The sequence below is a fragment of the Microcella pacifica genome (assembly GCF_009371975.2).
Lineage (GTDB): Bacteria > Actinomycetota > Actinomycetes > Actinomycetales > Microbacteriaceae > Microcella > Microcella pacifica.
Genome location: NZ_VIKT02000002.1, coordinates 67,680 through 89,320 on the forward strand (window position 1 = coordinate 67,680; position 21,641 = coordinate 89,320).

Annotated in this window: 19 protein-coding genes; 7 read left to right on the forward strand and 12 right to left on the reverse strand. The window is 68.8% G+C overall.

Annotation, left to right across the window (positions count from 1 at the left end; genetic code table 11):
• Positions 1-1,185: a Fe-S cluster assembly protein SufD gene (gene sufD, locus FK219_RS01440; protein WP_152582827.1), complete on the reverse strand. Its 1,185-nt coding sequence runs from the start codon at positions 1,183-1,185 to the stop codon at positions 1-3.
• Complete coding sequence (sufB, locus tag FK219_RS01445; protein ID WP_152582828.1) at positions 1,186-2,604, reverse strand: Fe-S cluster assembly protein SufB; 1,419 nt, start codon at positions 2,602-2,604, stop codon at positions 1,186-1,188.
• A gap of 225 nt (positions 2,605-2,829) precedes the next feature.
• Here sufB and FK219_RS01450 point away from each other — a divergent pair, with 225 nt between their 5' ends.
• The gene (locus FK219_RS01450; RefSeq protein ID WP_235923669.1) at positions 2,830-3,813 is read left to right on the forward strand and encodes a COX15/CtaA family protein; all 984 of its coding nucleotides are present in this window, start codon (positions 2,830-2,832) and stop codon (positions 3,811-3,813) included.
• On the opposite strand, the gene FK219_RS01455 is transcribed toward FK219_RS01450, so the two are convergent.
• Positions 3,759-4,679: a heme o synthase gene (locus FK219_RS01455; protein ID WP_152582830.1), complete on the reverse strand. Its 921-nt coding sequence runs from the start codon at positions 4,677-4,679 to the stop codon at positions 3,759-3,761. The two genes, FK219_RS01450 and FK219_RS01455, sit on opposite strands and share 55 nt — an antisense overlap.
• A 262-nt stretch (positions 4,680-4,941) precedes the next feature.
• Here FK219_RS01455 and tkt point away from each other — a divergent pair, with 262 nt between their 5' ends.
• From tkt to pgl, 6 genes are read left to right on the forward strand one after another with little or no spacing between them, the layout of a single operon-like run.
• The gene (tkt, locus tag FK219_RS01460; RefSeq protein ID WP_152582831.1) at positions 4,942-7,035 is read left to right on the forward strand and encodes a transketolase; all 2,094 of its coding nucleotides are present in this window, start codon (positions 4,942-4,944) and stop codon (positions 7,033-7,035) included.
• Between the two features lie 46 nt (positions 7,036-7,081).
• Positions 7,082-8,191 (forward strand): transaldolase, encoded by a 1,110-nt coding sequence (gene tal, locus FK219_RS01465; protein WP_152582832.1) that lies wholly within the window; start codon positions 7,082-7,084, stop codon positions 8,189-8,191.
• On the forward strand, positions 8,188-9,783 hold the full coding sequence (locus FK219_RS01470) for a glucose-6-phosphate isomerase (RefSeq protein WP_152582833.1): 1,596 nt from the start codon (positions 8,188-8,190) through the stop codon (positions 9,781-9,783). The genes tal and FK219_RS01470 overlap by 4 nt, the downstream gene beginning before the upstream one ends.
• A 23-nt stretch (positions 9,784-9,806) precedes the next feature.
• Positions 9,807-11,348: a glucose-6-phosphate dehydrogenase gene (gene zwf, locus FK219_RS01475; RefSeq protein ID WP_152582834.1), complete on the forward strand. Its 1,542-nt coding sequence runs from the start codon at positions 9,807-9,809 to the stop codon at positions 11,346-11,348.
• Complete coding sequence (locus tag FK219_RS01480; protein ID WP_152582835.1) at positions 11,345-12,274, forward strand: glucose-6-phosphate dehydrogenase assembly protein OpcA; 930 nt, start codon at positions 11,345-11,347, stop codon at positions 12,272-12,274. The genes zwf and FK219_RS01480 overlap by 4 nt, the downstream gene beginning before the upstream one ends.
• 43 nt (positions 12,275-12,317) lie before the next feature.
• Positions 12,318-13,148 carry a 6-phosphogluconolactonase gene (gene pgl / locus FK219_RS01485; protein WP_152582836.1) on the forward strand — a complete coding sequence of 277 codons (831 nt, stop codon included), beginning with the start codon at positions 12,318-12,320 and terminating at the stop codon, positions 13,146-13,148.
• Positions 13,149-13,179: 31 nt separating this feature from the next.
• Here pgl and FK219_RS01490 read toward each other — a convergent pair whose 3' ends face one another.
• The 9 genes from FK219_RS01490 to uvrC form a co-directional block, all read right to left on the reverse strand.
• A complete protein-coding gene (locus FK219_RS01490) occupies positions 13,180-13,536 on the reverse strand; it encodes an RNA polymerase-binding protein RbpA (RefSeq protein WP_152582837.1) in 357 nt (118 codons plus the stop codon).
• A gap of 11 nt (positions 13,537-13,547) precedes the next feature.
• Complete coding sequence (gene secG, locus FK219_RS01495; protein WP_152582838.1) at positions 13,548-13,796, reverse strand: preprotein translocase subunit SecG; 249 nt, start codon at positions 13,794-13,796, stop codon at positions 13,548-13,550.
• Between the two features lie 64 nt (positions 13,797-13,860).
• Positions 13,861-14,646, reverse strand: coding sequence for a triose-phosphate isomerase (tpiA, locus tag FK219_RS01500; protein ID WP_152582839.1), 786 nt, complete (start codon positions 14,644-14,646; stop codon positions 13,861-13,863).
• The gene (locus FK219_RS01505; RefSeq protein ID WP_152582840.1) at positions 14,643-15,857 is read right to left on the reverse strand and encodes a phosphoglycerate kinase; all 1,215 of its coding nucleotides are present in this window, start codon (positions 15,855-15,857) and stop codon (positions 14,643-14,645) included. Before FK219_RS01505 ends, tpiA begins: the two co-directional genes overlap by 4 nt.
• A gap of 22 nt (positions 15,858-15,879) precedes the next feature.
• Positions 15,880-16,890, reverse strand: coding sequence for a type I glyceraldehyde-3-phosphate dehydrogenase (gene gap / locus FK219_RS01510; RefSeq protein WP_152582841.1), 1,011 nt, complete (start codon positions 16,888-16,890; stop codon positions 15,880-15,882).
• Between the two features lie 109 nt (positions 16,891-16,999).
• Positions 17,000-17,626: a superoxide dismutase gene (locus FK219_RS01515; RefSeq protein ID WP_152582842.1), complete on the reverse strand. Its 627-nt coding sequence runs from the start codon at positions 17,624-17,626 to the stop codon at positions 17,000-17,002.
• Positions 17,627-17,753: 127 nt separating this feature from the next.
• A complete protein-coding gene (gene whiA / locus FK219_RS01520) occupies positions 17,754-18,728 on the reverse strand; it encodes a DNA-binding protein WhiA (RefSeq protein WP_152582843.1) in 975 nt (324 codons plus the stop codon).
• Between the two features lie 59 nt (positions 18,729-18,787).
• Complete coding sequence (gene rapZ / locus FK219_RS01525; protein ID WP_328821559.1) at positions 18,788-19,660, reverse strand: RNase adapter RapZ; 873 nt, start codon at positions 19,658-19,660, stop codon at positions 18,788-18,790.
• 40 nt (positions 19,661-19,700) lie between these two features.
• Positions 19,701-21,641 (reverse strand): excinuclease ABC subunit UvrC, encoded by a 1,941-nt coding sequence (gene uvrC, locus FK219_RS01530; RefSeq protein ID WP_152582845.1) that lies wholly within the window; start codon positions 21,639-21,641, stop codon positions 19,701-19,703.

A 21,641-nucleotide genomic window follows, 5' to 3' on the forward strand; every position in this document is an offset into this window, starting at 1 on the left:
CTAGATCACCTCGATCTGGGCGAGCTCGGCCTCGATGGCTGCGAGCAGGCGCTCCTGCAGGGCGGCGTTGCCGATCTTCTGCACGACCTCGACGAGGAAGCCGTGCACGACGAGGCGACGCGCCTCCGGCTCGGGCACGCCTCGCGAGCGCAGGTAGAACAGCTGCTCGTCGTCGAAGCGACCTGTCGCGCTCGCGTGGCCGGCCCCAGCGATGTCGCCGGTCTCGATCTCCAGGTTCGGGATCGAGTCGGCACGGGCGCCATCGCTCAGCACGAGGTTGCGATTCTGCTCGTACGAGTCGGTGCCCGTCGCGTCGCGGCCGATGAGCACGTCGCCCACCCAGACCGTGCGCGCCTTGGCACCGTTGAGGGCACCCTTGTAGTTGACGCGACTCACCGTGCGCGGTGCGATGTGGTGCACGAACACCTGCTGCTCGAGGTGCTGACCGGCGTCGGCGAAGTACAGGCCGAGGAGTTCGCCGGCAGCGCCCTCCCCCGCGAGCCTCGTCGAGGGGTTCACCCGCACGAGCGACCCTCCCAGGGAGACCACCACGTGCTTGAGGCTCGCATCGCGGTCAACGCGGGCGAACTGGCTCGACAGATGCACGGCGTCGTCGTCCCACTCCTGCAGGCTGACGACCGTGAGCTGCGCTCCGGATTCCACGACGATCTCGACGTTCTCCGACAACCGAGCAGGCCCGGAGTTGTCGATGATGACGAGTCCGCGCGAGTTCGGGCGCGCCGTGATCACAGTGTGAGCCGCACGGGGCGCGGCATCGGGGCTCGCGCGCCGGATCGTCACCTCGACGGGGGTCTCCGAGGTGAGCGTGACGGCGTGCGCCTTCTCAAAGGAGCTCCACGCATTCGCTGCGGCGCGCTCTTCGGCGAGACCCGCAGAGCCGACGCGCGGGTCGTCCCGCGCGATCCACTCGCTCGTCACGCCCGGCGCGTCCGTCACCTCGACGGGGAGCGCGCTGCCGTCGAGCGCGTCGTCGAGAAGATCACGGACGGAGGCGACCGGCGTCAGGCGCCACTCGAGTTCGCGGCCCGTGACCTCAGGGAAGTCGGCGTGGACGGCGGACGCGAAGCGCTCGGCGCGGGACTGGACGGGAACGGGTGAACCGGGGCCGTGCGCGTGCTCGGTGGCACCGGGCACGACGCGATCGGTGTCGATGGCAGAAGTCATCTAGCCTACGGATCCTTCCATGCTCATCTCGATGAGCTTGTTGAGTTCGAGTGCGTACTCCATGGGCAGCTCGCGCGCGATGGGCTCGATGAAGCCGCGCACGATCATCGCCATGGCTTCATCCTCTTCGAGCCCCCGCGACATGAGGTAGAACAGCTGCTCCTCACTCACCCGCGAGACGGTCGCCTCGTGACCGAGCTGCACGTCGTCGACGCGGATGTCGATCGCCGGGTAGGTGTCAGACCGAGAGATCGTGTCCACGAGCAGGGCGTCGCATCGCACGGTGTTGGCGGAGTGATGCGCCGTGGCATCCACCCGTACCTCACCGCGGTAGCCCGCGCGACCGCCGCCGCGGGCGATCGACTTCGAGACGATCGACGACGTCGTGTACGGCGCCATGTGGATCATCTTCGCGCCAGCGTCCTGGTGCTGGCCGGGGCCCGCGAAGGCGACCGACAGGGTCTCACCCTTGGCGTGCTCTCCGACGAGGAAGATCGAGGGGTACTTCATCGTGACCTTGGATCCGATGTTGCCGTCGATCCACTCCATGGTCGCGCCCTCGTGGGCGACGGCGCGCTTCGTCACGAGGTTGTACACGTTGTTCGACCAGTTCTGGATGGTCGTGTAGCGCACGCGGGCGTTCTTCTTGACGATGATCTCCACGACCGCGGAGTGCAGCGAGTCGCTCTTGTAGATCGGCGCCGTGCAGCCCTCGATGTAGTGCACGTACGAGCCCTCGTCGGCGATGATGAGCGTCCGCTCGAACTGACCCATGTTCTCCGTGTTGATGCGGAAGTAGGCCTGCAGCGGGATGTCGACGTGCACGCCCGGCGGCACGTAGACGAACGATCCGCCCGACCAGACGGCCGTGTTGAGGGCTGCGAACTTATTGTCGCCCTCGGGGATGACCGTGCCGAAGTGCTCCTCGAAGAACTCGGGGTGCTCGCGCAACGCCGTGTCGGTGTCCATGAAGATGACACCCTGCTGCTCGAGGTCCTCGCGGATCTGGTGGTAGACGACCTCCGACTCGTACTGAGCGGCGACACCCGCGACGAGGCGCTGGCGCTCCGCCTCCGGGATGCCGAGCTTCTCGTACGTCTCCTTGATGTCGTCGGGGAGGTCCTCCCAGCTCGTCGCCTGCTTCTCGGTCGAGCGCACGAAGTACTTGATGTTGTCGAAGTCGATGCCGGAGAGGTCGGCGCCCCACAGCGGCATGGGCTTCTTGCCGAACATCTCGTAGCCGCGCAGGCGCTTCTTGAGCATCCACTCCGGCTCGTTCTTGAGTCGGGAGATGTCGGTGACGACGTCGGCGTTGATGCCGCGGCGCGCGGTCGCTCCCGCTGTATCGGAGTCGGCCCAGCCGAATTCGTACTGGCCGAGACCCTCCAGTTCGGGTCGGTCGATGAGCACGTCTGACATGCGATTCCTCTCCTTTGCCGAACCCAACCCGAGATCGCTCTCGGGCATTCCTGCGCCTGAACGTGCGGGGTGAGCTCTCCGTCGTAGGCGTCGGGTTGTTGCTCAATGAACGCGCATACACTGACCTCGTACTCGAGGCTGGGCGCTGCAGTTCTCGCGAATCTCGCGATCGTCACTGATTGATGAGCTTCAGCGATTCTACAGGCTCGCACTGGAATGAGGAGGATGCAGACCGTGAATCGGCTGTGGCAATGGTTCCCGACGACGATCGATCGCCGGGTGCGCGTGATCGCCTGCGCGTCGCTCGTCTCGCAGATCCTGATCGTCGGCACGGGTGGCGCGGTGCGCCTCACCGGATCGGGGCTCGGGTGCCCCACCTGGCCCCGGTGCACCGACGACTCGTTCGTCGCCACGCCTGAGATGGGCATCCACGGCATCGTCGAGTTCGGCAACCGTCTGCTCACCTTCGTCCTCATCGTCATCGCCCTGCTGGCCTTCCTCTTCGTCGTGCGGATGCGGCGCGAGCGCCCCGAGCTGCTGCGGCTCACGCTTGCCCTGGGTCTCGGCATCATCGCCCAGGCGATCATCGGCGGCATCACCGTGCTCACGGGCTTGAACTCCTGGATCGTCGGCCTGCACTTCGTCGTGTCGAGCGTGCTCGTGGCTCTCGCCGCCGTGCTCGTGCACCGCGTCTATCACGGGCGCGCGACGTCGCGTCTTGCGGTGCCGCCGCCCGTGCGCCTGCTGGCGCTCGCGACCGCCGTCGGGGTCTGGGTGACTGTTCTCGTCGGCATCGTCGTGACGGGCTCCGGGCCGCACGCGGGCGATGCGGACACGCCGCGCAACGGCCTTGATCCCGCAGTGTGGCAGCACGTGCATTCCTGGCCCGCGTACATCACTGCGGCGCTCAGTGTCCTGCTCCTCGTCGCCGCGATGCGCGTCGGCCACGCTCCCCTGCGCCGCGCCGTCCTCGGCCTCCTCGCTGTGGAGGCCGTGCAGATGGCCGTCGGCCTCGCGCAAGCGCGACTCGGTCTGCCCGAGCTCCTGGTCGGAACGCACATGGTGCTCGCGTGCGTGCTCGTCGCCGCGCTCACGCACATGCTGCTCACCCTGCGGGTGAGCGAGGGTTCAGCGACGCGGTCGGATGCGCGCGATCAGAAGGGCAGCAGCGGGTCGATCGCGACGCCGACGAAGAGCAGCGTGAGGTAGGTGTTGCTCACGTGGAAGACGCGCATCGGCGCGGCTTCCCGCCCGCTCGCGGCCCGCGAGTACAGCCGGTGGCTCTCCACGACGAACCAGCCACCGGCCACCACGGCCAGCGCGATGTAGAGCGCGCCCATGCCCGCCACGGGGATGAGCATGAGAGACATCACGACGGTCGCCCAGGCGTAGAGGACGACCTGGATGCTCACCACGGCCTGCTCGCGCACGACCGACAGCATCGGCACGCCCACGGAGGCGTAGTCGGCCCGGTACTTCATCGAGAGCGGCCAGTAGTGCGGCGGCGTCCACAGGAAGATGACGAGGAACAGGACGAGCGGCGCCCAGTCGAGCGAGCCGGTCACGGCGCTCCAGCCGATGAGAACCGGGAAGCATCCCGCGATCCCGCCCCAGACGATGTTCTGCTCGGTGCGTCGCTTGAGCACGAGCGTGTAGACGAACACATAAAACAGAATCGCCGTGAGCGCGAGCCCCGCCGCGAGCGCGTTGGTCGTCAGGAGCAGCCAGGCGATCGAGACGACTCCGATGATCCATGCGAAGCCGAGCGCCTCCCGATCACTGAGCTCGCCCGTCACGAGAGGACGCTTGCGCGTGCGGTTCATGATGCGGTCGATGTCGCGGTCGAGGTACATGTTGAACGCGTTCGCCGAGCCGGCGGCGAGCGATCCGCCGACGAGAGTGGCCACGACGAGGCCCAGATCGGGCAGCCCGCCCTCGGCCAGGAACATCACGGGCACGGTCGTGATGAGCAGCAACTCGATCACGCGCGGCTTCGTGAGGGCGACGTAGGCGGTGAGGAGACGACGGAATCCGCGGCGACGGGAGGTCAGAGGCTGATCGAGCGCGGTATCCATGTCTCCTCTTCGGCCGTGTCGAGCACGGACAGTCTACGGGAGCCGCCCTGAGCGGCCGCCGGGGCGCATGCCGCCCGCCGCGAGCGGTCTCCCTATACTGGGCTGTGCTTGTCAACCGCACGTATTCCGTCTCTCGAACGGAGCGCATCGCGCTCGGGCGGAGTGCGGTCAGGATCGAGGCCGATCCGGGCAAGGGGCTACCTCGCGGGGCGCCACCCAAGAAGGTCCCGCGGTCGATTCGAGAAAGGGCACCACTGCTGCCATGACCGACCTCATCTGGAACGAACTGGATTCCGCTGCCGTGGACACGGCCCGACTGCTCGCGGCCGACGCTGTCGAGAAGGTGGGCAACGGGCACCCCGGCACCGCCATGAGCCTCGCACCGGTCGCCTACCTGCTGCACCAGAAGGTCATGGAGCACGACCCGAGCGACCCGCACTGGCTCGGCCGCGACCGGTTCATCCTCTCTGCCGGGCACAGCTCGCTCACCCAGTACGTGCAGCTCTACCTCGGCGGCTACGGCCTTGAGCTCGACGACCTGAAGTCGCTGCGCACGTGGGGCTCCAAGACTCCCGGCCACCCCGAGTTCGGCCACACCGACGGCGTCGAGATCACGACCGGCCCCCTCGGGCAGGGCCTCGCGTCCTCCGTCGGATTCGCCTACGCCGCGCGCTTCGAGCGCGGACTCCTCGACCCGGACGCCGCACCCGGCGAGAGCGTCTTCGACCACCACATCTTCGTGATCGCGAGCGACGGCGACGTGCAGGAGGGTGTGACGAGCGAGGCGGGCTCGCTCGCCGGGCACCAGCAGCTCGGCAACCTCATCGCGATCTACGACGCCAACCAGATCTCGATCGAGGACGACACCGACATCGCCTTCACGGAGGACGTCGCGGCGCGCTACGAGGCATACGGCTGGCACGTGCAGACCGTCGACTGGAAGAAGACGGGCGAGTACGTCGAGGATGTGCACGCCCTGCACGCTGCGATCGAGGCCGCGAAGGCAGAGTCGAGCAAGCCCTCGCTCATCGTCGTGAAGACCATCATCGGCTGGCCCGCTCCCACGAAGCAGAACACGGGCAAGATCCACGGCTCGGCCCTCGGCGGCGAGGAGCTCGCGGCGACGAAGGTCGCCATGGGTGCCGACCCCGAGAAGCACTTCCACGTGAGCGACGAGGTTCTCACCCACACGCGCGGGGCCGTCGAACGCGGCGCCGAGCGTCGCGCCGCCTGGCAGGAGCGCTTCGACGCCTGGGCCGCGGCGAACCCCGAGGGCAAGGCTCTCCTGGACCGCATGCAGGCTGGCGAGCTCCCGAGCGGCCTCGAGGATGCCCTGCCCACCTTCGAGGCGGGCTCGAGCGTCTCGACTCGCGCCGCATCGGGCAAGGTCATCAACGCCATCGCCGGCGTCGTGCCCGAGTTCTGGGGCGGTTCGGCCGACCTCGCCGAGTCGAACCTGACGACGATCGCCGAGGGCGGCTCTTTCGTGCCGACGGAGCACTCGACCGAGCAGTGGAGCGGCCACCCGTACGGTCGCGTCCTGCACTTCGGCATCCGCGAGCACGCCATGGGGTCGATCCTCAACGGCATCGCCCTGCACGGCCGCACGCGCGTCTTCGGCGGCACGTTCCTCATCTTCAGCGACTACATGCGGCCGGCCGCGCGCCTCGCCGCCCTCATGCGCATCCCCGTGACGTACGTGTGGACCCACGACTCGGTCGCCCTGGGCGAGGACGGCCCGACGCACCAGCCGATCGAGCAGCTCGCCGCGCTGCGCGCCATCCCGGGCCTCGATATCGCCCGACCGGCTGACGCGACGGAGACCGCGTGGGTCTGGAAGTCGGTGCTCGAGCGCCACGACCGACCGGTCGGCCTCGCGCTGACCCGCCAGAACATTCCCGTCTTCGAGCGCGGCGAGGGCGCGGCGGAGGGCGACACGCTCGCCTCGGCGCGCTTCGCCGCCCACGGCGCGTACATCCTCGCGGAAGCCCCGGGCGGCACTCCCGACGTCATCCTGCTCGCGACGGGCTCCGAGGTGCAGCTCGCCGTCGAGGCGCGCACGCGCCTCGCGCAGGAGGGCGTGAATGCCCGCGTGGTGTCCGCTCCGTGCCTCGAGTGGTTCGACGAGCAGAGCGAGGAGTACCGCGAGTCGGTCCTTCCCGGTGCCGTCACCGCCCGCGTCTCGGTCGAGGCGGGCCTCGCCCTCAGCTGGCACCGCTACCTCGGATCCCGCGGCCGCGCCGTCTCGATCGAGCACTTCGGAGCCTCGGCGGACTACCAGACCCTCTTCCGCGAGTTCGGCATCACGACGGACGCCGTCGTCGAGGCCGCGCGCGCCTCCCTCGCCGCCGGCTGACACCCCACGACCTCATCGCCCGCCACCTACGAGAAGTGAGAACCCCATGACCTCCACCCCCACCGCACAGCTGAGCGAGCTCGGTGTCAGCATCTGGCTCGACGACCTCTCCCGCGACCGCATCTCGTCCGGTGCGCTCGCCGCCCTCATCGAGAGCCGCAACGTCGTCGGCGTGACGACGAACCCGACGATCTTCGCTGCCGCCCTCGCCACGGGCACGACCTACGACGAGCAGGTGAGCGAGCTCGCGCGCGCCGAGGCGAGCGTCACCGACGCCGTCTTCGCGATCACCACGAGTGATGTCGCTGCCGCGAGCGACATCTTCGCGGGCGTCTACGAGTCGACAAACGGTCGCGATGGCCGCGTCTCGATCGAGGTCGAGCCCGGCCTCGCGCACGACGCCGCCGGCACGATCGCCGAAGCGCGCGCACTCTGGTCGACGGTGGATCGCCCCAACGCCATGATCAAGATCCCCGCCACGCGCGAGGGCCTCGAGGCGATCACAGAGACCATCGGGGCGGGCATCAGCGTCAACGTCACGCTCATCTTCAGCCTCGAGCGCTATCGCGAGGTCATCGAGGCCTACCTCGCGGGCCTCGAGAAGGCTCACGCCGCGGGCATCGATCTCTCCACCATCCACTCGGTCGCGTCCTTCTTCGTCTCGCGCGTGGACACCGAGATCGACAAGCGGCTCGTCGACCTCGGCACGCCCGAAGCCCTCGCCCTCAAGAGCAAGGCTGGCGTCGCGAATGCACGACTCGCCTACGAACTGTTCGAGAGCTCGTTCGCGACCGACCGTGCTGCAACGCTGCTGTCGGCGGGCGGCAACGCGCAGCGTCCCCTGTGGGCGTCGACGGGGGTCAAGGACCCGAGCCTGCCCGACACCCTGTACGTCACCGAGCTCGCCGTCGCCAACACCGTGAACACGATGCCCGAGAAGACTCTCGAGGCCACCTTCGACCACGGTGTCATCGCGGGCGACCAGGTCACGGCCCACTACGACGACGCGCGGGCAGTGCTCAGCAGCCTCGCCGAACTCGGCATCTCGTACGACGAGGTGACGGCCCTCCTCGAGAAGGAAGGCGTCGAGAAGTTCGTCGTGAGCTGGAACGAACTGCTCGACACCGTCGCCGCCGCACTGGAGGCGGCACGATGACGGTCGTCGTCGCGGCACGAGGGTCGGCCCAGGAGGCCATCGACCGACTCGTACCGGCACTCGTCGACGAGCTCGTCGCGAGCCGGATCACGGCGGGCGACGCGACACTGTGGGGCCCCGAGGCGGAGGACGAGGCCGGCAAGCGACTGGGATGGACGCAGGCAGTGACGATCTCGCGCCCCCTCGTGGGCGAGATCGCTGCGCTGCGGGACCACTTCGCCGAGGCCGGCGTCACGCGCATCGTGCTGTGCGGCATGGGTGGTTCCTCGCTCGCCCCCGAGGTGATCACGCGCACGGCAGGGGTGCCCCTCGTCGTCCTCGACGCCACCGACCCCGGTCAGGTGCGCTCCGCCGTGGAGGAGGGCATCGAGTCCACCGCGGTCGTCGTCTCCTCCAAGTCGGGTTCGACGGTCGAGACCGACAGCCAGAAGCGCGCCTTCGAGACCGCGTTCCGCGCGGCGGGGATCGATCCTGCCGAGCGCATGGTCGTCGTCACCGACCCGGGCTCTCCCATGGAGGAGGCCTCGCGCGCCGCCGGCTACCGCGTCTTTCTTGCAGACCCCACCGTGGGCGGCCGCTATTCCGCACTCACAGCTTTCGGGCTCGTGCCCTCCGGGCTCGCGGGTGTCGACCTCGATCAGCTCCTGGACGAGGCCGAGGCGGCATCGCTGCCCCTCGCGGTCGACTCCCCGTCGAACCCGGGTCTGCAACTCGCCGCCGCCATCGCGGGCGCGACGCCGCGCCGCGACAAGCTCGTGATCGTCGCCGACGGCACCCACGTCGTCGGTCTCGGCGACTGGATCGAGCAGCTCGTCGCGGAATCCACGGGCAAGGAGGGCACGGGCATCCTGCCGGTCGTCGTCGGCCCCGACGCACCCGAGCTCAGCTCGGGCTCCCCCGACGTTCAGGTGCTGCGTCTCGTCGGAGACTCGCGCGCCACACGCGAGGTCGCGGACGATGAGATCGAGATCTCCGGCTCACTCGGTGCGCTGCTCATGACGTGGGAGTACGCCACCGCGGTCGCCGGTCGCCTGCTCGGCATCAACCCGTTCGACCAGCCCGACGTGGAATCGGCGAAGATCGCCGCGCGCGGGCTGCTGGATCACCGTCCCGAGCCGACCGAGCCCGTCTTCGTCGAAGGCGGGGTCGAGGCACGTGGACCACAGGAGCTCTTGGCGGGAGCATCCACGATCGCCGAGGCCATCGATCGTCTCCGCGAGGCGACGCCCGCCGACGGCTACATCTCGGTGCACGCCTACCTCGACCGGCAGGCCCACCCCGAGCTTGAAGCGGTGCGCCACCACCTCGCCGCCCGCTCCGGACGGCCCGTCACCTTCGGGTGGGGCCCGCGGTTCCTGCACTCGACAGGGCAGTACCACAAGGGCGGACCAGCGCACGGTGTGTTCCTGCAGATCGTCGGGAGGTCGAGCACCGACCTCGAGATCGCCGACCGCCCGTTCACCTTCGGTGAGCTCATCGCGGCGCAGGCGGCGGGCGACTCCGCGGTGCTCGCCGAGCACGGGCGCCCCGTCGTGACCCTGACCGTGAGCGATGCGGACGCGATCGCGGCCGTCATCGCCGCCGCATCCTGATCGACCCGACCGCTAGGAGCTCCATGTCACCGGTCGAGATCTCCTCCGACCATAATCCGCTGCGATCGCTCGATGATCGACGCCTCAACCGCATCGCGGGGCCCAGCGGACTCATCATCTTCGGCGTCACGGGCGATCTCTCGCGCAAGAAGCTCATGCCCGCGGTGTACGACCTCGCCAATCGCGGTCTGCTGCCGCCGGGCTTCGGGCTCGTCGGCTTCGCCCGGCGCGACTGGGACACGCAGGACTTCGAGAAGGTCGTCCACGACGCGGTGAAGCAGTATGCGCGCACGCCGTTCGACGAGAATGTCTGGCGCCAGCTCACCCACGGCATCCGCTTCGTCTCGGGTGAGTTCGACGACGACGAGGCGTTCACCCGGCTCGCCCAGACCGTCGCCGAGCTGGACCGCGAGCGCGGCACGATGGGCAACCATGCCTTCTACCTGTCGATTCCGCCCAAATCGTTCCCGCTCGTGACGGAGCAGCTGCGCCGCAGCGGACTGGCGAAGGCCGACGACGGTCAGTGGCGGCGCGTCGTCATCGAGAAGCCCTTCGGCAGCGACTTGCGCACCGCACGCGAGCTCAACGACGTCGTCGAGTCCGTCTTTCCGCCCGACTCGGTGTTCCGCATCGACCACTATCTCGGCAAGGAGACGGTCCAGAACATCCTGGCGATGCGATTCGCGAACATGCTCTACGAGCCGCTGTGGAACGCGAACTACGTCGACCACGTGCAGATCACCATGGCGGAGGACATCGGCGTCGGGGGTCGAGCCGGGTACTACGACGGCATCGGGGCGGCCCGAGACGTCATCCAGAACCACCTCTTGCAGCTGCTCGCCCTCACCGCCATGGAAGAACCCGTGTCGTTCGCGGCGGCGGATCTGCGCGCCGAGAAGGAGAAGGTTCTCTCGGCCGTGCGTCTGCCGAAGGATCTCGCCACGGGCACCGCGCGCGGCCAGTACGCGAGTGGCTGGCAGGGCGGTGAGTGGGTTCCCGGTTTCCTCGAGGAGGAGGGCATGAACCCTGAGTCGGTGACCGAGACCTACGCCGCCATGAGGCTCGACATCAACACGCGACGGTGGGCGGGAGTTCCCTTCTACCTGCGGGCGGGCAAGAGGCTCGGGCGCCGCGTGACGGAGATCGCTGTCGTGTTCAAGAGAGCGCCTCAGTACCTCTTCGCGGAGAGCCAGACCTCGGCACTGGGCCAGAACGCCCTCGTCATCCGCGTGCAACCTGATGAGGGTGTGACGATCCGCTTCGGATCGAAGGTTCCCGGCGCCGGCATGCAGGTGCGCGACGTGACGATGGACTTCGGCTATGGCCACGCCTTCACCGAAGCGAGCCCCGAAGCCTACGAGCGACTCATCCTCGACGTCCTGCTGGGCGAGCCTCCGCTCTTCCCCCGGCACGAGGAGGTGGAGCTCAGTTGGAAGATCCTCGACCCCATCGAGGAGTTCTGGGCGACGCAGGGTACGCCCGAGTCCTACGCTCCGGGAACCTGGGGCCCCGCTTCCGCCGACGATCTGCTCGCGCGCGATGGACGAGTCTGGAGGCGCCCATGATCATCGACCTGCCCAGCACGACCGCGAGCGCGGTCTCGAAGACCCTCGTGCGCATTCGCGACGAGGCGGGTGCGGTCGCGCTCGGACGCGTGCTCACGCTCATCATCGTGTCGACGATCGGTGACGAGGAGGAGGTCATCGCCGCTGCCAACGAGGCGTCGCGCGAGCACCCGATGCGCATCATCGTCGTCTCGACCGACGACGCGGAGCAGACCCCGCGGCTCGACGCCGAGATTCGGGTCGGCGGCGACGCCGGGGCGAGCGAGGTCATCGTGCTGCGTGCCTACGGTGAGACGGCGAGCGACCAGCGCGGCCTCGTGACGGGGCTGCTGCTGCCGGATGCCCCGGTGGTCTCCTGGTGGCCCAAAGAGTGTCCCGAAGGCGTCTGCGACACGCCCCTCGGGCGTCTCGCGCAGCGTCGGATCACCGACTCGGCGGCGAGCAGCGACCCCGTCGCAGCCCTCGATCGCGTCGCGGCGGGCTATCGACCCGGCAATACGGACTTCGGCTGGACCCGCCTGACCCTGTGGCGTGCTCAGCTCGCAGCGGCGCTGGACCAGCCTCCGTACGAGAGCATCGCGGCGGTGGAGGTCTCCGGGGCGCCGGATGCGCCCTCGACCACGCTGCTCGCGGCATGGCTGAAGTGGCGACTCGAGGTTCCCGTCGAGGTGCGCACCGAGGGGTACGCCCCTGCGTCGGGCATCCACAGCGTCGTCCTGCACCGCGCGAGCGGTCCGATCCGCCTCGCGCGCACCGAGCCCGCCGTGGGAACCCTCACCCAGCCGGGGCAGCCCGATCATGAGATCTCGCTGCCGCGCCGCGGGCTGCGGGAGTGCCTCGCAGAGGAATTGCGTAGGCTCGACCCGGACGACGTGTTCGGTGCCGTGCTCGCCGCGTCTCGCGAGAGCGCCACCACTACGCGCTGAGTCGTCGCTGCGCCCCGCCCCACCTGAAAGGCTCGTGATACTCGTGACCACCGATCGACGCGTGCTCGTGCATCCTGACCGTTCGACCCTCGCGGGAGCGGTGGCCGCCCGGTTCCTCACCAAGCTCGTCGACCTCATCGAGGACGAGGGGAGGGCGCACGTCGTGCTCACGGGAGGCAGCGTGGGCATAGAGGTGCTCGAGGCGATCGCGCACTCCCCGGGCCGTGACAGCGTCGCCTGGAGTGCCGTGCACCTGTGGTGGGGCGACGAGCGATGGTTGCCGCGCGGTGACGCGGATCGCAACGAGACCCAGGCCCGCCACGCGCTCATCGATCACATCGCGATCCCGCCGCACAACGTGCACGCCTTCCCCGCCTCGGATGACGGCATCGAGCTCGAGCAGGCGGCCGAGCGCTACGAGGAGGCGTTGCGCGCGCACGCTGACGGTGCGGAGTTCCCCACGTTCGCCATCACCTTCCTGGGGGTCGGCCCCGATGGCCACATCGCGTCGCTCTTCCCCGACCGGGAAGGACCGACCATCGAGCGCGCCAGCGTCATCGCCGTGCACGACTCCCCCAAGCCGCCGCCCGGTCGACTGAGCCTCACCCTGCCCCTGCTGCGCCGCTCCGAGCGCATCTGGCTCGTTCTCGCCGGTGCCGACAAGGCACCCGCACTGGGGTTGGCTCTCGCCGGCGCGTCCTTCGCCGACGTGCCGGCGGCCGGGGCGAAGGGCACGAAGCGCACGGTGTTCTTCGTCGACGAGGACGCCTCCGCCGAGGTTCCCGAGGCCCTCATCGCACCGACGTCGTACTGGACGGGCGCGATGGACCAGTCCGACTGGCAACCGGAGACCTGGCGCCCGACCGACACGTGATGAGCGCTGGAGCCGGATAAGGGCGGAGCTGCTAGGCGGTGCCGCGACGCTGACGCAGGCGCTGCAGTGCCTCATCGAGGATCTGCTTGGCCTCCTCGTCGCTGCGGCGCTCCTTCACGTAGGCGAGGTGCGTCTTGTACGGCTCGTTCTTCGCCATCGCGGGCGGGTTGTTCTTGTCGCGCCCCGCAGGCAGGCCCGAGGCCGGTGAATCGATCGTCTCCGGAATCTCCTCCTCTGGCAGATTCGCGGCGAAGTGGCGCACCGTCTCGTTGCCGAGCGCATCCCAGTACGAGATCGTGAGGCGCTCAGCCTGAATCCCGCGGTCCTGCTCCCCCATGGGGCCCGAACCGACTCGGGAACCGCGAATAGCGCTTCCTCCTGACACCATGACGTTTCCCCCTATGCCGCGTCGAAGCGCGTGATGAGACCGAGCACGATGATCGCGGACACCCAGACGAGGGCGAGGATGATCGTGATGCGGTTGAGGTTCCGCTCCGCCACCCCGGATGCACCGAGGTTGGACGTGACGCCGCCGCCGAACATGTCGGAGAGCCCGCCACCGCGACCGCGGTGCAGCAGGATCATGAGCGTCAGCAGGAGGCTCGTGATTCCCAGGATGACCTGGAGCACGACCTGAAGAATTTCCACGGATAGAACCTCTCGAGCGTTTCGGACAGTCTCCTACCCTACCGGACAGGGAAGGGCTGGTGCGTCAGACAGTGCCGACGTGCTTCGGGAAGCGGGCGATGGCGGAGAACTCGTCGACGTCGAGGCTCGCTCCCCCGACGAGGGCGCCGTCGACGTCCTTCTGCTTCATGAAACCGGCGATGTTCGCGGCCTTCACACTGCCGCCGTAGAGGATGCGCGTACGCTGCGCTGCCTCGGCCCCGAGGGCAGTCTCGATCTCCGCGCGCAGCGCTACACAGACCTGCTGAGCCTGTTCGGGTGTCGCGGCCTGGCCCGAGCCGATCGCCCAGACCGGCTCGTACGCGACCACGATCTCCTGGTCGGGAGCGAGTTCGGCAAGCACCGCGGCCAATTGCCCCACGGGAACTGCCGAGGGGCCGTGCGCCTCGAGGTCCTCCGCAGTCTCGCCCACGCAGACGACCGGCGTCACGCCGTGACGCAGGGCGGCGACCGTCTTCGCGGCGACGAGCGCGTCGTCCTCGTGGTGGTACTGCCGCCGCTCGGAGTGACCGATGATGACGTAGCGGCACTCGAGGGCCGCGAGGAAGGCGCCCGATATCTCGCCGGTGTACGCGCCGCTGTCGTGCGCAGAGAGATCCTGCCCACCGTGGGCGAGGTCGAGCTTGTCGGCGGAGATGAGCGTCTGCACGCTGCGCAGATCGGTGAAGGGCGGGAAGACCGCCACCTCCACCTCTGCTGAGGAGTGCTTCGCGTCGCGCAAGGACCAGGCCAGCTTCTGCACGAACGCGATCGACTGCAGGTGGTCCAGGTTCATCTTCCAATTGCCCGCGATGAGCGGGGTGCGCGTCATGACCATCCGAGGACCTCCAGTCCGGGTAGCTTCTTGCCCTCGAGGAACTCAAGGCTGGCGCCGCCTCCCGTGGAGACGTGGCCGAAATCTCTGTCGCGGTAGCCGAGTGCGCGCACGGCCGCAGCAGAGTCGCCACCGCCGACGACGCCGAGGCCGGGCATCCTGGACAGCGCCTCGGCGACCGCCTTCGTGCCCGCCGCGAAGGGCGGGAACTCGAAGACGCCCATCGGCCCGTTCCAGAACACGGTGGCCGAGGACGAGACGAGCGCGGCGAATCGCGCAGCGGTGTCGGGACCGATGTCGAGACCGATACCGGCTGCTCCTGCGGGTCCGCCCTCGAGGTCGTCTGCTGGCTGGACGGTGTGGGCGGCGTCGGCCGAGAACGACTCGGCGACGGCGACGTCCGTCGGCAGGACGATCTCGACGCCCCGCTCGCGCGCCTCATCGAGGTAGGCGCGCACCGTGTCGAGCTGATCCTCCTCGAGCAGGCTCGCCCCGACCGCATGCCCCTGCGCCTTGAGGAACGTGAAGAGCATGCCGCCGCCGATGAGAAGACGGTCGACCCTGGGCAGCAGGTGGGCGATGACGCCGAGCTTGTCGGAGACCTTTGACCCGCCGAGGACGACCGTGTAGGGGCGCTCGGGGGTCTCGGTCAGGCGGTCAAGAACCTCGAGCTCGGTGGCGATGAGCGAACCCGCAGCGCTCGGCAGCAGCTGCGCGAGCTCGAAGACGCTCGCCTGCTTGCGGTGCACGACCCCGAAGCCGTCCGAGACCATGGCGTCCCCGAAGCGCGCGAGGCGCTCGGCGAAGGCCCGGCGCTCGGTCTCGTCCTTGCTCGTCTCCCCCGCGTTGAACCGCAGGTTCTCGAGCAGCGCGATGCGGCCGTCCTCGAGTGCCCCGACGGTCTTCTCCGCGGCAGACCCGACGGTGTCCTCCGCGAAGGCGACGGGTGTGCCGAGCAGCTCGCACAGGCGCTGGGCGACCGGCTTGAGGCTGTAGCGCGCGTCCGGCGCGCCCTCCGGCCGGCCCAGGTGCGAGACGACGATGACGCGCGCGCCCCGATGCAGAAGGGCGTTGAGCGTCGGCAGGGACGCACGAATGCGCCCGTCGTCCGTCACGACGCCGTCGGAGAGCGGCACGTTGAGGTCGCACCGAACGATGACGCGGCGGCCGGAGAGGTCTCCGAGGGATTCGATCGTGCGCAGGGCCACGACGGTTCTCCTGGATGCTCGGCTAGAGCCGCGCGCCGACGTACTCGGTCAGGTCGACGAGGCGGTTGGAGTAGCCCCACTCGTTGTCGTACCAGGCGGAGACCTTGACGAGGTTGCCGCTTACGTTCGTGAGCTCGGAGTCGAAGATCGACGAGTGCGGGTTGAGCTGGATGTCGCTCGAGACGATCGGGTCCTCCGTGTACTGCAGGATGCCCTTCAGACGCCCCTCCGCAGCGGCGGCCTTGTAGGCCGCGTTGATGGTCTCCGCGGTGAGGCCCTCGGCGGGGGTGATGACCGTGAGGTCGACGATCGATCCGGTGGGCACGGGCACACGGTACGAGGAGCCGCTGAGCTTGCCGTTGAGCTCGGGCAGCACGAGGCCGATGGCCTTGGCGGCGCCGGTCGAGGCGGGAACGATGTTGATGGCCGCACCACGGGCACGACGCAGGTCGCTGTGGGGGCCGTCCTGCAGGTTCTGGTCAGCGGTGTAGGCGTGCGCGGTCATCATGAAGCCGCGCTCGATGCCGAAGGCGTCGTTGAAGACCTGCGCGAGGGGCGCGAGGCAGTTCGTCGTGCACGACGCGTTCGAGATGATGACGTCGGAGGCCGGGTCGTAGCTCTCCTCATTGACGCCCATGACGATCGTCGCGTCGTTGCCCGAGGCCGGAGCCGAGATGAGGACCTTCTTCGCGCCGCCGGCGATGTGCTTCTTTGCATCCTCAGCCTTGGTGAAGCGACCGGTCGACTCGATGACGATGTCGACCCCTAGGTCGCCCCAGGGAAGGTCGGCGGGGTCGCGCTCGGCGAAGACGCGAATGCGCTTATCGCCCACCGTGATCGAGTCGCCGTCGTGCGAGACGTCGTGGGCGAGCGGGCCGCCGACGGAGTCGTACTTGAGTAGATGCGCGAGGGCCGCGTTGTCCGTGAGGTCGTTGACCGCGACGATCTCGAGGTCGCTGCCCTGGGCGAGAGCCGCGCGCAGGTAGTTGCGGCCGATGCGTCCGAATCCGTTGATGCCGATCTTCACGCTCACGTGAGCTCCTTGTCGTGGGGGCGCTCCACGGCGCCGTGGGATGGTCCGGGTGGGGGTGGTGGTGGTGACAAGAGTGTGGCCGGGGACATCGCCCCGGCCACGATGCCGCTTACGACAGTAGCAGGAGGGCGTCGGTGCCTGAGCGCGCCGCGGCGAACCGGTCTGCGACGTTCTGCCAGTTGACGATGTTCCAGAATGCCTTGATGTAGTCGGCCTTGACGTTGACGTAGTCGAGGTAGAAGGCGTGCTCCCACATGTCGAGCTGCAGCAGCGGAACGGTCGTCTGGGCGGTGTTGCCCTGCTGATCGAAGAGCTGCTGAATCACGAGCCGACGGCCGATCGGGTCCCAGGAGAGCACTCCCCAGCCGGAACCCTGAATGCCCATGGAGGCCGCGGTGAAGTGCGCGACGAACTGGTCGAAGGAGCCGAAGAACTCGTCGATCGCGCTCGCGAGCTCGCCGGTCGGCTTGTCGCCGCCCTCGGGCGACAGATTGGTCCAGAAGATGGAGTGGTTCACGTGGCCGCCCAGGTGGAAGGCGAGATCCTTCTCCAGTCGGTTGATGTTGGCGAAGTCTCCCGACTCGCGCGCGGCCGCCATGCCCTCGAGAGCGCTGTTGGCGCCGGCGACGTACGCGGCGTGGTGCTTCGAGTGGTGGAGCTCCATGATGCGGCCACTGATGTGCGGCTCGAGCGAACCGTAGTCGTAGGACAGTTCGGGAAGGGTGTAGACGGACATGTGCGTATCTCTCCTCGCGAATTCTCGTCAGGCCGCAACGCCGTGCGCGCGACCCTCCTGACGGGTGATCAGTCTAGTGAGGGCAACCCCGTGGCCTCCCAGTGTGTTCCCGATACCCACCTCACGCTCAGTCGACCTCAGCGGGGAGCCCGGCCTCCGTCCCGGGAATGCCCAGCTGCTCAGCCTTCTTGTCCGCCATCGCCAGCAGGCGCCGGATGCGCCCGGCGACGGCGTCCTTGGTCATGGGCGGATCGGCGTGGTGGCCCAGCTCGTCCAGGCTCGCATCGCGATGGTTGAGCCTCAGCTCACCGGCGTAACGCAGGTGGTCGGGCAGGTCGTCCTCGAGGATCTGCAGCGCTCGCTCGACGCGCGCGCAGGCCGCGACGGCGGCCTGCGCCGAGCGTCGGAGATTGGCGTCGTCGAAATTGACGAGGCGGTTCGCTGTTGCGCGCACCTCCCGGCGCTGCCGCATCGCCTCCCAGTCCTCGACCGTGCGCTCGGCGCCCATCGTGCGCAGCATGAGCCCGATCTTGTCGCCGTCACGAATCACGACGCGGTGCACGCCGCGCACCTCGCGAGCCTTCACGGGGATGCCGAGTCGACCAGCGGCCCCCACGAGCGCCATCGCGGACTCGTTGCCGGGGCAGCTGATCTCGAGAGCCGCTGACCGCCCCGGATCGGTGAGGGAGCCGTGCGCGAGGAAGGCACCCCGCCAGACGGCCGCGAGTTCCTCTTTGGTGCCGGTCGTCAGCCGGTTCGGGAGGCCCCGCACGGGGCGCCGCCGCGCATCCAGCAGTCCCGTCTGACGCGCGAGGGTCTCGCCGCCCTCGAGAACTCGGACGAGGTAGGTGGGAGTCTTGCGAATGCCGCTCGGCGACATGACGGCCGCGTCGCTGCGCATGCCGTACAACTCAGCGAGATCCTTCCGCACGCGGCGCGCGATGGCCGGCGCATCGACCTCGATCTCGACGGCCACACGACCGGAGATCAGGTGGAGCCCGCCCGCGAAGCGCAGCACGGTCGCGAGCTCGGCCGCACGCACGGTGGTCTTGGTGACCGCCAACTGTGCCAGTTCCTCTTTCACGTCGGCGGTCAGCGCCACAATCGCGCTCCTCTCGTTCTGCCTCGTCCTCGCCCTGCGGGTCGGGATGACACTCGACCTTACTCGCGTCCGAGGTCGCGGTGCTTCACGGTCACATCGATGCCGGGCATGCCGCGGAGGTGGGTGGCGAATTCCTCGACCAGCGCGACCGAGCGATGCTTGCCCCCGGTGCAGCCGACCGCGATCGTCGCGTGCGGCTTGTTCTCTCGAGCGTACCCGGAGAGGACGGGGCCGAGGGCGGCGACGAAGTGCTGCACGAACTCCCGCGCTCCCTCCTGCTCCAGCACGAACTCGCTCACCCGAGGGTCATGCCCCGTGGCACCGCGCAGCTCGTCCTGCCAGAAGGGGTTGGGCAGAAATCGCGCATCCGCCACGATGTCGGCGTCCGTCGGGATGCCGTACTTGAAGCCGAAGCTCTCGAGCGTCACCCGCACGAGGGCTCGACCCTCGTCGGCGAAGAGCTCGGTGACGGTCGTGGCGAGCTGGTGGATGTTGTACTCGCTCGTGTCGATGATGAGGTCGCTCAGTTCGCGCACCGAGCTCATGAGTGCGCGCTCGCGCGCGATGCCGTCGAGCAGGGTGCCGTCGGCCTGCAGCGGGTGCGGTCGTCGCACCTGCTCGAAGCGACGGACGAGCGCCTGATCGGTCGCGTCGAGGTACACGACACGCACGGGCGTGCGTTCGCGAAGCTCGCCGATGTTGCTCGCAAGATCGGCGAAGAGCTTCCCTCCGCGCACGTCGACGACGGCGGCGATGGAGGGCAGCGCGCTGCCCGGGTGCATGGCGAGGTCGAGGAGCGGGCGCAGCATCTGCGGCGGCAGGTTGTCGACGACGTACCAGCCGAGATCTTCCAGAGCATTCGCGACTGTGGAGCGCCCGGCTCCGGACATGCCTGTGACGATGAGGACGTCGTTCGGCGTGCTCTCGCTCACGGTGGCCTCGTGTTCAGGTCGGGAATGGGGCGGCACCAGCCTAGACTCCCGCGCCGTCGCGAAGCTCGCGATGGATCGCCGCCGCGACGACCGCGCCGATGCCGTCGACCTTCTCGATCTCCTCGGTGGACGCCGCCCGCAGGCGGGCGACGGAGCCGAAGTGCTGCAGGAGCCGCTTGATGCGCGTGGGGCCGAGACCCGGCACCGTGGAGAGCCGACTGCGGATATCTCGCGAGCGCGTCGTGCGCTGGTAGCGGAGCGCGAAGCGGTGCGCCTCGTCGCGAAGTCGCTGCAGGAGGAACAGTGCGTCCGAGGTTCTCGGCAGGATCACGGGGTACGGGTTTCCTGGCAGCCAGATCTCCTCGAGCCGTTTCGCGATGCCGCAGACGGCGATGTCGTCGATCCCCTCGTCGTGCAGGGCGCGGGCTGCCGCCTCGACCTGCGGTTGCCCGCCGTCGACGACGAGCAGACCCGGCCGGTAGTGGAAGGACTGGCGGGTCGACTCCTGGACGACCTCTCCGTCGCCGACCGCTGCATCACCGGAGTCGGCGAGCACGGCTGCCGCACCGGTCTCCTCGCTCACCCCGCGATCAAGGTGAGCGAGGCGCCGTCGCAGCACCTGGTAGAGCGCATCGGTGTCGTCGCGGGCCTGCGGGATCGCGAAGGTGCGGTACTGGTTCTTGCGCGGGAGCCCGTCCTCGAAGACCACCATGGACGCCACTTGGTTGGTGCCGCCGAGATGGGAAACGTCAAAGCACTCGAGTCGCAGTGGCGCGCTCTCGAGCCCGAGGGCTTCCTGGAGGTCGGCCAGCGCTTGGGAGCGCGCGGTGAAGTCGCCGCTCCGACGGGTCTTGTACAGGCGCAGGGCGCCCTGCGCATTGGTGGCGACGGTCTGCGCGAGGGCGGCCTTCTCGCCGCGCTGGGCCACCCGCACCGTCACGGCACCGCGCTCGTTCGCGGCACGCCGCCGCTCCCCCAGCAGCGTCTGCAGGGCGGCCGCGTCGTCGGGCACGGCGGGCACGATGACCTCGCGCGCCGGTACCGTGCCATCGTCGTAGGCCTTCTGCAGCACCGTGTCGACGAGCTCGGCGAGCGTGACATCGAGCTCGGTGTCGACGACCCATCCGCGCACCCCGCGAATGCGCCCGCCGCGCACGATGAACAGCTGCACAGCGGCAGCGAGCTCGTCGTACGCGACACCGAAGATGTCGGCATCGACGTCCTCGGCGAGCACGATCGCGTTCTTGGCGAGAGCAGTCTCGAGAGCGCCGACCTGGTCGCGCAGCCGCGCGGCGCTCTCGTAGTCGAGCTCGGCGGCCGCGGCCGCCATCCGCTGCTTGAGATCGCGCACGAAGCGCTCGTCGTTGCCCGCCATGAAGGAGGCGAGATCGAGGGCGATGCCCCGATGCTGCTCGGGCGTTACGCGGCCCACGCACGGCGCCGCGCACTTGCCGATGTCCCCGAGCAGGCACGGCCGGCCGGTGCGCTGCGCGCGCTGGTAGATGGCATTCGAGCAGGAACGCATGGGGAAGGCCTTGAGCAGGATGTCGATGGTCTCCCGCACCGCCCAGACCTTCGTGTACGGGCCGAAGTACCGCGCGCCCTCCATGCCGCGCGTGCGCGTCACCATGACCCGCGGCACCCTCTCGCCGAGGGTGATGGCGACGTAGGGGTACGTCTTGTCGTCTCGAAACTGCACGTTGAAGGGCGGGTCGAACTCTTTGATCCAGGTGTACTCGAGCTGCAGCGCCTCGAGCTCGCTGCCGACGACGGTCCACTCGACGCCGCGCGCCGACGTGACCATGCGACGAGTGCGCTCGTGCAGGCTCGTGAGTGGCTGGAAGTAGTTGCTCAGCCGCGAGCGCAGGTTCTTGGCCTTGCCCACGTAGAGAACTCGACCGCTCTCGTCGTGGAAGCGGTAGACCCCCGGCTCGACGGGAATCTCTCCGCGTGCGGGGCGCCAGTGCTCGCGCGTGGACAT